Source organism: Bacillus sp. AY2-1 (genome assembly GCF_008368965.1).
Classification (GTDB): domain Bacteria; phylum Bacillota; class Bacilli; order Bacillales; family Bacillaceae_G; genus Bacillus_A; species Bacillus_A thuringiensis_S.
The window spans coordinates 1-12,074 of sequence record NZ_QPEL01000120.1 but is presented as its reverse complement, the minus strand read 5'-3'; the positions used below and the strand labels follow the sequence as shown (position 1 = coordinate 12,074).

Sequence of the window (12,074 nt, the reverse complement as noted above, 5' to 3'; positions counted from 1 at the left end):
CGGAGTGGGTTTTTTGTTGTCCTTACCCAGAAGTTGCTTCCGCAAAAAATACGCTGAAACTTCACGTACAGTCGCTTTTACAAATTCTTTTACAAGGTCAAACAAAAACTCCATATTATCACCCCCTTTCCTTCCAAATGGAAAGAAGGGATAACCACCCACCCTCACAATATGCAGTTACATATATTTTATCAAATGATTGTAAAGATATTATGTAAACAAAACAAATGAAATTTTATATAGAAAATATGAGTTTATATTATTTTCATTCTCTTCAATTAGATTTTCTTTTTAGATGCTATCTTCAAATAAGGTAGCATCTAAAAAACGTTAAAAAGAATTTTCTCCCTAGTGTCTTCTTATATTTTATGTAATCTGCGTATTTAACCTTTTCTACGTTCTTTAATTACTTACTGAATATAGTCATACAGATTTTTCGCTAACAATAAACAAGTTACTGTAATGAAAAGGGCACGAACATACCCGCTTCCTTTTTTTATAGCAAATCTGGAGCCGGCGATTCCTCCAGCAATTTGAGCAACTCCCATTATAAAACCATACACATAGTTTACTTGCCCTACATACATAAACATCAACAATGCACCAACGTTACTTCCTAAATTAAGAAACTTCGCAGTACCTGCTGCTTTTAAAAAATCATACCCAATAAATAAAAGAGAAAACATTAAAAATGAACCTGTACCAGGACCTAGAAATCCATCATAAAAACCAATAGCAAAAATAAAAAAGGTAAAAATAATGACGTGTCGACCAGACAATTTTTTATGAGTGGAAATACTTCCCCAATCCTTCTTGAATATCGTATAAATAGCGACCACACCAAGCATGATCAGCATTAATGGCTTCAGTACTTCTGGATTCATTAAATGAACGGTCCATGCCCCTATTATGGAACCTATAAAAGTGATTGGAAATAATTTAAAAGCCGATTTCAAATCAAGATTACCAGAACGATAAAACACAATATTACTAGTTGCACTCCCCATTGTCGATGCTAATTTATTCGTGGCTACTGCACTTGCTGGATTCAATCCTGTAAATAATAAAGCTGGTAAAGCAATGAGTCCACCACCACCTACAACTGAATCAATAAATGCAGCTACAAATCCAAAAACAATCAAAATCATTAATACAGATGGGTCTAAATAAAAATCCATACTAGTAGCCTCCCCTTTAGTCACTATTGTAATAGTAACTATCAATTTGCTAAATGTAAAGAGTTATTGTAACGTTGAAATATAAAGTGAAACTTTAATCAGTGGGGGGGGTGTTCATCCCCCACTGATTATTAGTTGAACCAATCGGGCTTTTACGGGCAGTTGATTCCCACCTAACTTCTTTGCTTCCGCTGAATTTTGAGGTGGGGGTCTTACTGCCCGTTAAAGCGGGATAAATGCAAACATCGGAGGACGAAAAAAGTGGACTACATAGTACAACAGCTCAAAAAAATTGGTTTCAATGAATATGAAGCTAAATCTTATGTATCTCTTGTTAAACAGGGGCCTGTCACAGCCTATCAAGTGAGTAAGGATTCGGGTGTCCCAAGAGCGCGAATTTATGAGATTTTAGGTAACCTTGTAGAAAAAGGAATTGTCATGAAGGAAGAAATAAATGACACCACTCGCTATTCACCTCTACCTGTTGAAATCTTTTTACAGAAGGCGCAAACAGAATGGCAGTCTACTTATGAAGGAATAAGTGATTCATTAAAAAAACTAGAAACTTCCGAGGAAAAAACGGATAATCGAGTGATTACTTTAAAAGACAATCAAACAATCATTAGCTATTGTCAGGCATTAATAAAAAAAGCAGAACAACGTATTGTCATTTCAATGTGGGATGAGATGTATGAAGCGTTAAAAGAGGAACTATGTGAGGTAGCTGATAAAGTTTCAGTACAAGGTATTACCTTACATGTTGAAAATCCAATTAAAAATCTAGAAGCTCATCGTATCACACCTTATACAGAAACCCTCTCTACAGAACATTGGTTTATTGTATCGATAGATTCTAAAGAGATGATTTATGGACCATCAATTGAAGAGCGTAATATTGCTTTTTATACAGATGACCCCGTTCATATATACTTACTTGAGGATTATGTATGGCATGACGTTTTAGTAAATCGACTTGTCCGACGTAGCCAAGACGACTTGGAGCAATGGATTACTGCAGAGAGAAAATCCTTCTTTATGGGGAAATAAGGAGGATATTCAAGAGCAAATCAAAAAATTTGCGTATTAAACCTAACAACTTCTCCTTATAAAAATAGCCGACTATTATATAATAGTCGGCTATTTTTAACATGTTGATTTATGCAGACACTGCCACTTTCTCTTTACGAAACATTCCCATTAGCCCACCGATTAATAGTAAAACTGCAGGTAAAATATAAATGAAAGAAATACAAATGAATCCTCCAATTGCAGCAATTGTCATCATAGCCCCGCCCACTTTTGCTTTACTTTTTACCATAACTGATCCAACGATACCTAGAATTGATAATGCGACCGCTGCCCAACCTAAACCAATTACATTACTCGCTCCTTCTGCCTCCATAGCAGAAGCGACTCCACCTATAAATAAAGCAATAAATGCACATAAAATACCGAAAATACCACCAATAAGTCCTAATACAAATTCTGTTGTACGTTTCATTTTGAATCCCCTATCCTTCCTTTATTTCATTCCCATTTGTGCTTTACTCGTAGCAAGTTTTTGCCCATCTTTTTCAGTAAATGTAACATTAAAATTCGCTCCAAGGTCACCATTAATATTCTTTGTCCAGCTAGCAATAATCATTTTAATATCCCCAGCTTGAGACTCCGCTTTATTATCCGGCTCTCCAAACTTTGCGACCACATCTTCGTATTTCTCCCCACCCGCACCAGTTAAAGAATCACCTACTTTAATAGCTTCTACGTCAGCTGCTGAAATTTTCTTTTTACTTTCTTTATTTTCTTTATTTTCTTTCTTCGTTTCTTGCTTCGGCTCTTCTTTTTTCTCATTAGAAGCTTCCTTAGTAGCATCATCACATGCCACTAAACTTAATGCTACAGCACTTCCTAAAACCAATACCCCTAGTTTTTTTAACATTTCAAATCCCCCTATTAACTATAATGTAAGATTTCCAAGCCTATCTTAGCAAATAACCCACCCAAAATTTGTCATATTATGTCATGGATAATAAAAAAAAGAGCAACACTGAATATCACCCCTTTTAATCGGATAAACGCTTCTCCCATTCTTTCACCTTTTCAATTGTTACATCTAATTTTTCAGCTATTTCTTCTACACTCATTCCTTTAAAGAGCATTCCAGCTGCCGAAAGTGCTTTATCAATTTCTTCTTGCTTCTCCTGTTCATATAAACGACCCACTTTTGTCATCTGTAACCACTCCTTTACTTTTTTATATACCTTCTTCTATTTTATCATCCAACCTCCACAAACCGCCCAAACTCCTTCAAAAATCTCAGCTTAAAACTACCAACAGGCCCATTCCGGTGCTTCGCCACATGAATCTCCGTCATCTCTTTCTGCACCGTTTCCTTATCATAATAATCCTCACGATACATAAGCATAATGACATCCGCATCTTGCTCAATTTGCCCAGTCTCTCTTAAGTCAGATAAAAGAGGTCGCTTATCTTGCCGTGCTTCTACCGAACGAGATAATTGCGACAACGCGACTACACAAACATTTAATTCGCGAGCCAATACCTTAAGCTTACGCGAAATTTCACTAATCTCTTGAAATCGATTGCCCCTATGCTTCGGATCACCCGTAATAAGCTGCAAGTAATCTACAATGACTAAAACCTTCTTATCACCGTTCTTCCTCTTTAACTTACGAGTTTGCATCCAAATATCTTGCACCGAAATGCCTACGTTATCATAAATTTCAAGCGGTAATTCCCCGATTTCCGCAAACGCCTTACTCACCTTTTCCCAGTCCTCTATCGCGAAACGATGCTTCGGATTTTTCAGCCTACCTCCTGACACCTCGCCTACGCAAGACGCCACCCTTTTTAACAATTGCTTACTACTCATCTCTAATGAAAATAATCCTACCGCCGCTCCAGATTTCGCCGCATGCAGTCCAACATTTAGCGCAAACGCAGTCTTCCCCATAGAAGGTCGCGCACCAAGGACAACAAAATCACCATCCTGCAATCCGCACGTCATTTTATTTAGCGATGTATAACCAGTCTCAATACCAGTAATCTCTTTCGCATCTTGATGAAGCTCTTCATATAAATCAACTAGCGCATCCTTCAAATCAAACTCACATACACAGTCCTTTTCCTCTAACTCACAAAGTGCCGTAATCGTCTCACCAATAATTTTCTCATTCTTCTCCGCAATAAGACGCTCCCCCATTTTGTGCCCGAGAACACCCGCCTGATACATTTTCCAGGCACCTCGAACAAGCCCCTCATAATAAGAGAAGTTGGCAGTTGTAGGCACACCATCCATTAACCCTATAAAATACTCCATTCCCCCGATCCCCTCTAAAAACTTCGGATCTACCCTAGAAATGAACGTCACAAGATCAATTGGTTGCCCCTCTTCTTCCATTTTTCGCATTAACTGAAATATAGACTTGTGCACTGACAGAGAAAAATACTGCTCCGTCAAATGGCACTCCTTAATAAGCTCTCCATTAAGTAATAGAGAACCTAACACCGTCTTTTCCGCCTCCACATTTTGAATACTCATGGCCGCCACCCGCGCTCCGCTAAAAAGCGCTGCAACTCTTCCTCAGACGGCGCATTCTTCTCCCACTCCTCACACCTCGCCAAAAACTCCTCCGTCTCCCCCGTACTAACAGACGACTCCTTCTTCCGAAAGCTCGCCGTATCCGCCTCAACCTCACACACTTTCGTAAATCCTTTCCCGTGCCACCCTCTCAAAATCCCCTTCACATAAGCAACCGTCCGCTTATTATTCTCAAACGCAATTTGAAGAGCCTTCAGCACAAGCTCCTCTGACAAATCTTCCATCCACGCACTCAGTTCCTCCACAGTATGCGGAGACAAACTACCGAAATGCTCCTCATAAAAAGAAAACACGCGACGTCCCGTTTCCTCCTCTATAACCTCTTCTTCCTCTGTCTCCTCGCAAACTGGCTCGACATCATCCACAGCCAAATCACTCGGCATGCCGAAATGCGCTAAAAGCATCGGAACATTCAGCTCTTCCTCAACGCACTTCTGAAGAAACATATGTACAAACTCCTTATTCTTCACACCCTTAAGCTCACGAAGCACACACTTCTCCACATTCGTATTCGTCACCGGATTATAACGAAGCCAATTTAAAACGAATAACTCCCGAGTATCCGCATCATAAAGAATCTTCCCATAATCAATGAAGCGCTGCACAAGCTTATCAACAGTCTCTCGATTATAACCCGTCTCCATCTCAGCTAACCGCTTCGGAAAAGGAAAAATCCCACACTGCGTCGTCTTCGAACAAGTTAATAAGTACACATAAAAATACCGCTCCTCCGGCGTCAAATCCAAAACAAAATCATCCTGCCAAAAATTCACCTGCACAGTACGATATACCGCCATCCCAATTCCTCCCGTCCTAATTCAAAAATGCAAAATTCCTCTTTGTACTATATATAGGAAGGAGGGCTGGGTTTTTGGCGTGTTATTTCAAAAAATTTTTCGACTCCTACTACGGTGTTTGTTGGTGTTTTTGTTTTGTTATGTTTTTTCTTAGTGATTTATTACTTGGTAGGGGCTTGTAAGGGGCTTAGGAGGGGCTTAGGAGGGGCTTATGAAGGGCTAGTTATCGGTTACTTCAATTAGAAACACTCGATCTGAGAAGCCGCCTCGTTCTTCTGCTTTCTTTTTACGGATGTTGTTGATTTCTTCTAGTGTCGTGCCTTCGTATTCGGCTAGGGCGTTTATTAGTTCTAGGAGGTCGGATAGTTCTTCGAGTTTATCGGGTTTTGTTTTTGCTTCAATGTATTCTGTTAGTTCTTCTTGTGTTTTCTTGCAGAGTTCTTTTATGTATTCGTCTTGGGTAAGAATTCTTGTTGTGGGTGTTTTTCCGTTAGCTTTTATTATTTGTGGGATTTTGTTTCGGATTAGTTTGTTGTAGGTTGGCATGGGATTTTCCTCCGTTGTTTTTTCTTCTATTATAATGGAAAAGCAGTTTAACTAGGTGTTAAACTGCTGAATTTCTTCATTACATTCTCTACATTGCTTTGAGTCCTATCAAGTTATTCCATCGTTTCTTCAATACATAAAATATTTAAACTCTAAAAAATAACCATTTCGATTCAACTAATATTGACTCGAAATGGTTATTTATAAATTATATCTTGAATAATTAAACTAAATAAAATACAACCTATTTCCCAAATAATAATTAATCCGTCAAATTCTACACCAAAGAACTACTATTAACGATAGAATCCTTATACAAATAAACCATTATCATCCATCGTTATTAACACTTTAACAGCTCAATTTTATAGTACCTACATTTTAAACAAATCCAAAATCTCTTGATAATCTTCTGTAGGATCTGGAACTAACTTCTTATCTTCAATCGCTGTAATCATTCTTTCTTCTTTTTCTTTTAATCGATGATATATTCTTTCGTCGATTGTATTTCGTCTATCCTCTTGTCCATTCAACATTAAATAATAATATTGAGTATATTGATTCTCAGGAAGCCCCAGACGATGAATTCTATCCCTCGATTGCAACATATGAGTTAAATTAAATGAGTACTCTAGATATATTGCATCATGACATGTTTTATGCAAAGAAACAGATTCAGCTAAAGTATGTGGATTGGTAATTAATACATCTATCTTTCTCGCCTTAAACTTTTCTATAATAGCTTCTCGTTCTTCTTGAAGTGTACTACCATAAATAACAGCTGGATTCAATCCTCTTAATCTTAAATCTCTACATACCTTATCGATTGTACTCACGAACGTACACCATATAATACTTTGCTTTCCTTCTTCATACAGATTACTAGCTAAATTAATAGCTTCTCTATATTTTGATGTAACTGGGACATTTTTAATTAAACTTACTTCTTCTTCAGTAAAGACTACTGTTTTATCATCCATGTATGATAACCATTTTTGAGATTCTTCTTCTCCATACATTTCAATAGCATCAATTGACTTTAATAGTAGTTCAGGATTTGCCGTCGCTTGCATTAATCTAATGTATAAGTTAAACGGAATGTCCCCATATTTACGATACAGTAAATCAATAATTTCTTGTTCTTCTGTATTTGCTACAATTTGAATGATTTCATCATCATTAGCGGGGGGGACATCTAGCTCTTTTTTTGTTGTACGCCAAAAAAATGGATACATTTTATCGTTAATTTCATCTACCTTAGCCGGACTTGGTTTCACTAAATCGTTTGGTTTAAAATTAAAGAACATTTTATATTCGTCTGCATATAGTATATTCAAAAAATTAAATACATCTTGATATGAATTTGGAATAGGCGTACCTGTTAGCACATATTTATATCCAGCATTCACAGACACACGTTTGGCAGACTGTGCACGTTTGCTAGTAATACCTTTTATTTTATGCCCCTCATCAAAAACAAGCATTGTACGTTGATCAATTATGTCTAATAGTACCGATTCATATTTCTGCAAAGATTCATAGTTAATGAGAATCAGATTCTTTTCACCACTGTCTAATCTAAGTTGAAATTCATTACTTTGATTTTCATGGATATTTAAAATATTTAATTCCTTCTTACCCCCAAAATTTTCCTTAAACTCCTGCTTCCAAGATAAAAAAGAGTTTTTCGGACCAATCATTACTATCTTATCAACTTTATCTATTTCTGGTGAATTCAAATAGGCAAAAACACCGTAAATCATAGATGTTTTACCTGCACCCGGAACAGAAAAGTTTGATGCATTTATCATTTGTTGCATATAAAACGCACTCCACATTTGTTTATCTCTTAATGTACGAGATAGCTCCTTAGTAACAATCGTCTTGAATTTTTCAAAACGATTAAGAATTTTCTCATCTTGATTTTTTAGAAGAACTCCATATTTTGAACGTTCCTCTATAAAATATGCTTTTTCTTCGAGATATTTTTCTAATTTGTCACTCACAATGAAGTTGAATTTTTTTCGTTTTGCATATTTTTTTAATATATCAATTACCTTTTTCATTTCAATGTAAGTTAAATCCCCTGAAAACTTAGGATATTTTTGATCATAATATGGTGTCAATTTCTGAGTTATTACAAAATCTGAAGTTTTGATAGTATAGGATTCAAGGTTATCATAGAGAACTAACCTTTCCTCTTCTATGGTTAGGATTAACACATCTTCAGTTAATATTTCCGTATCCAGAATAATTCGCCCCTTATCATACTTAATAATTTCCTTTTTAATCACTTCGTTAACTTCTTTAACATAAATAATGTTATTATTTTGCCTATCATCCCACAGTTTTTCAAATTCATCTCGTGCTTTTAAGATTTTTTGTTGATCGAACGGTGATGCAAGCCATGTAGCCGTAATATCGAATGACTCAAAATTTTTCTTTATAGCGGCTTCTGTCTCATTATTTGATCCAGTGAAATATATTACATTATTATCGATATCTTGACATAACCCAAATTTAGAATGGAATATACCTGTTTTAGTAAATCCTATTTTTATGTCTACATAACCATTTGCAATTAAATTAGCTAAATTCAAAAAATTCACTTGTTCTTGCAACGATAACGGATTATCTATTTTTTTTATTAACCCTTCTTGTAATTCTTTTCTTAATGCATAGCCTTGTCTAATTAGATTAAAGTCTGTTTCACTTATATCAATAGAAATAATCAACCTCATATGACCACCATTATAAATTAAGCCCTCCAAGCCCTTTGCATAAGCTGCAAGGGCTTGAGAACTGAAATAAGCACTAACTCTGTCATACGAAACTGCTCTAGACAATACTGGATTATAAAACTCTTTCGCTATATCTGATGTAGTAGTGTAATATGACGGTTGTAATGTAAGTTCATTAAATTTCAAGAGCTTCACCAAATTCTGCTAGTACATCGTTAATTTCTTCAAGAACTAAATTAAATTCTTTAGCATCCTCAACTTTGAGACGTTTCACCTGATCGCTGTCAATTTTATTTAAATATGTTAAAGCTTGATTTAATAATTCAACAGGCTTTTTACGGGCTTCTGTAATCTGTGTATCTTCAATTACCTTATCAATAATTACTGAGCTTTCTTTTCGTGCATCCCCTAATTTTTTTCCAATTTCTTTTACTGTTTGAGATGTAACAATATCTTCTTGCAATGTTTCGTATACTTCTTCAACAATTTCTTCATACTCTTCTAAGAAATCTTCTCGATTATCACTATGAATAACGGATTTCCCTATTTGACGAATATAACGAGTTAAATCACCTCGTTCATCGCTACGACTCGTAAAGATAGCTGTAAATAAGGCATTACGAATACGAAGGTATTCTGCTTGAATATCTTTCTCTTCAAAGCTTGGATTATCTAATTCTTCAAAACTCCATTTTTTAAATTCCTTGTTTAAGATAGTAACACATTCTTGTAATGGCCCATCTAATTCCATGTCACGCGCGATAAAATATTGTTCTTTTGCATTAATAAATTCTAAAAATTGAACCATTAAAATGGCCTTTTTAACTCCCATTTCTATATCTTTTTTATTTTTATTTGTAGAATCCCCATACTCTTTAATGGAAAACATTTTATTTTTCACAATGTCATTATACATATCTACTAAATAATCAATGGCATTATAATCTACTGGGCGTTCTTCACCGTGCTGTAGATTTAATTCTAAACGTTTTATATCTCTCTCATCAATACCATTCTCTGTGTCTAAAATAACAGCCTCAAAAAAGACATCATTTCCTTCTTTTCTTAATTCTCTTAAACATGTAAAACGGCGATTTCCATCAATAACACGGCCATCTTGAAGTACAACACCTGGAAGACGTTGACCAAATCTACTAATATTATCTTTCGTAGCATCTAAAGCAGTTGAATTAGATTCACGAATAAACCCATGTAATACATCGTTGTATTCATCTATAATTGTTCTGTCGATATAATTTCCTTCTGCGATATATTTTGAAATGTAAGTAGCAATTCGACCATTTCTGTCATTATAGAATAGCTTCTCTAAGGGAATACGATAAACTGTGTAATTATTTGTTTTCCCTTTAATTGTTAACTTTCTTGTACCATCAGTTTTTTCGATACCTGTAACACTGGTTAATTTAGTAGTCATTGTCATTATAAATCTCCTCAAAATACATATTTTTATTTTTATATAATTTATTAAGCTCTTCTGAATAATAGATATCTGTTGACTTAATAAGTGATATAACTCGTGAAAAATCCAATACAATTCCCAAATACTCTTTTACATAAGCATCTAAATCATCAATAGATATCACACCGCATTTTTGAATAACCCATTGTATGAAATCAATTAATGCAACGTCTGTTTCCTGAACTGTAAATATATACCCTGTAGATAGTGTAATAGTTCTTATATTAGCAGCCCAAAGTACCCGATCATAAAAAAATCTCTCAAAACCAAACTTTTCAAGCTCATGCGTAAACCCTCGACTATGTAGTAGTTTCAACGTAAAGTACTCATTGCCATTCACATGTTCTAAAGCTTTTTGTTGAAAATCAATTAATTGATTTTTAGGTATACCAGCATTTTCAAGGTTTGTAGAAGTGATATAGATATCCTTTTCCAACTTAATTACATCAAGTGACTTTTCAAGTGAATACAATAAATTTCTAAAAATATTTGTATTATAAATCGCTTTATCATTTTTAGAGAAATAGTTTTTTTCTAAAATGTACTTTATAAAACAATCTTCAACAGTTTCATACTCATAACTAAATACATATTCACTCTTCAAATTAAATCCTAAATCTTTCATGGCAGATTTATTAAGGAATTTCTCACTAAAATTGGGTATTATAGCTTCACCAATCTGTGCTACTTCATTAACAAGATAGATTGCTTTATCTAATACATTTTTCAAATTTAGTATCTGTTCAGAAGTAAAAGTTTCTCTAGCTACTTTAATCGTATCACCATGTAAGTATTCTGGTAAAAACATAGAAATATGACTTTTTAAAGAATCTTGTCTTAGATAATATACGGATTCAATTTTACTTAGCAATTGATCAATTTGTATAGGTGCATACTCATAAAATAAACTGATTAAGAAATTGTTTTTTTCTACCCCGCCAACAGCAAATTCAGGCATCCGATTATAAATTATATTTGATGACTTGATTTCTTGTTTATAAAAATTGTGCAATTCATATTCATCCCTGATATCTATTTTCCCCATTAGTTCTTTGTTTTCACGGAATATTTTTGCTATGTTATACACTCCAGGATCCAGTTGATTTATTAAGAAAAATAATTTTTCTTTAGTGATATCATCAATACGGCTGAAATCAAAATATCTATAAACATTGCCTTTACTTCTAATAAGAATGTCACTACGCTCACTAAATCCGCGTATAGACACTTCATCAAAAAGAAATTTTTCATCTAGACTATTTTTATTTATAAATTGATTACATCTTTTAGCAACTAATTCATCTACAGAAGACTCTTGGCATGTGGTAATGATAACCTCATCAAATATGCTTGATTTAGTTAATGGTACAACCTGTTTCATATGATTCATCATCATGTTCGAATATTGTAAAATCACATTCTTTTGTCGATCATCGAGTTTATAATTTGAATCTAATAAAATATTTGTAATTTTTTCGTACCCTTTTTTAAATTTGAGATTTAGTGCATTAAATACCGAAGTATTTTCTTTATAAACTTTACAAAAAACTTCTTGATTCCAATTGTACTTTTCGAATAATTCTTTATAAATTTTAAATTCGGCTAAATCATCATCAATTTTATTCAATAATTTTTGTTCCTTCTGAGAAATAGCCTGCCTACTAACATTTTTGAGATTAGCAATTTCTTGTAAAGAATATCCTTCTAATC

Annotated in this window: 11 protein-coding genes; 1 reads left to right on the top strand and 10 read right to left on the bottom strand. The window is 34.4% G+C overall.

Features of this window, described 5'->3' with window-relative positions; all coding sequences use genetic code 11:
* Nucleotides 1–410: 410 nt before the first annotated feature.
* Nucleotides 411–1,178, bottom strand: a complete 768-nt coding sequence (locus DN403_RS23645; RefSeq protein WP_000348439.1) for a TSUP family transporter — start codon at nt 1,176–1,178, stop codon at nt 411–413.
* Nucleotides 1,179–1,439: 261 nt separating this feature from the next.
* Here DN403_RS23645 and DN403_RS23640 point away from each other — a divergent pair, with 261 nt between their 5' ends.
* Nucleotides 1,440–2,225, top strand: a complete 786-nt coding sequence (locus DN403_RS23640; RefSeq protein WP_000384616.1) for a TrmB family transcriptional regulator — start codon at nt 1,440–1,442, stop codon at nt 2,223–2,225.
* Nucleotides 2,226–2,334: 109 nt separating this feature from the next.
* Here DN403_RS23640 and DN403_RS23635 read toward each other — a convergent pair whose 3' ends face one another.
* From DN403_RS23635 to DN403_RS23600, 9 genes are all read right to left on the bottom strand, one after another.
* Entirely contained in the window at nt 2,335–2,679 is a 345-nt protein-coding gene (locus DN403_RS23635) for a DUF4064 domain-containing protein (protein WP_000831855.1), read from the bottom strand.
* A gap of 21 nt (nt 2,680–2,700) precedes the next feature.
* Nucleotides 2,701–3,117, bottom strand: a complete 417-nt coding sequence (locus DN403_RS23630; protein ID WP_000914238.1) for a DUF3862 domain-containing protein — start codon at nt 3,115–3,117, stop codon at nt 2,701–2,703.
* 124 nt (nt 3,118–3,241) lie between these two features.
* Nucleotides 3,242–3,409 carry a hypothetical protein gene (locus DN403_RS31310; RefSeq protein WP_000169782.1) on the bottom strand — a complete coding sequence of 56 codons (168 nt, stop codon included), beginning with the start codon at nt 3,407–3,409 and terminating at the stop codon, nt 3,242–3,244.
* A gap of 44 nt (nt 3,410–3,453) precedes the next feature.
* Entirely contained in the window at nt 3,454–4,740 is a 1,287-nt protein-coding gene (gene dnaB / locus DN403_RS23625; RefSeq protein ID WP_149185815.1) for a replicative DNA helicase, read from the bottom strand.
* Nucleotides 4,737–5,597 (bottom strand): DnaD domain-containing protein, encoded by an 861-nt coding sequence (locus DN403_RS23620; protein WP_000312179.1) that lies wholly within the window; start codon nt 5,595–5,597, stop codon nt 4,737–4,739. Before DN403_RS23620 ends, dnaB begins: the two co-directional genes overlap by 4 nt.
* Nucleotides 5,598–5,816: 219 nt before the next feature.
* On the bottom strand, nt 5,817–6,143 hold the full coding sequence (locus tag DN403_RS23615; RefSeq protein ID WP_097826376.1) for a nucleoside triphosphate pyrophosphohydrolase: 327 nt from the start codon (nt 6,141–6,143) through the stop codon (nt 5,817–5,819).
* A gap of 374 nt (nt 6,144–6,517) precedes the next feature.
* On the bottom strand, nt 6,518–9,070 hold the full coding sequence (locus DN403_RS23610; protein WP_149185814.1) for an SNF2-related protein: 2,553 nt from the start codon (nt 9,068–9,070) through the stop codon (nt 6,518–6,520).
* Nucleotides 9,060–10,325, bottom strand: a complete 1,266-nt coding sequence (locus tag DN403_RS23605) for a ParB N-terminal domain-containing protein (protein ID WP_149185813.1) — start codon at nt 10,323–10,325, stop codon at nt 9,060–9,062. The genes DN403_RS23610 and DN403_RS23605 overlap by 11 nt, the downstream gene beginning before the upstream one ends.
* Nucleotides 10,309–12,074, bottom strand: a 1,766-nt coding sequence (locus DN403_RS23600) for a hypothetical protein (protein WP_149185812.1), incomplete at its 5' end; no start/stop codon positions are given. The genes DN403_RS23605 and DN403_RS23600, both read right to left, overlap by 17 nt.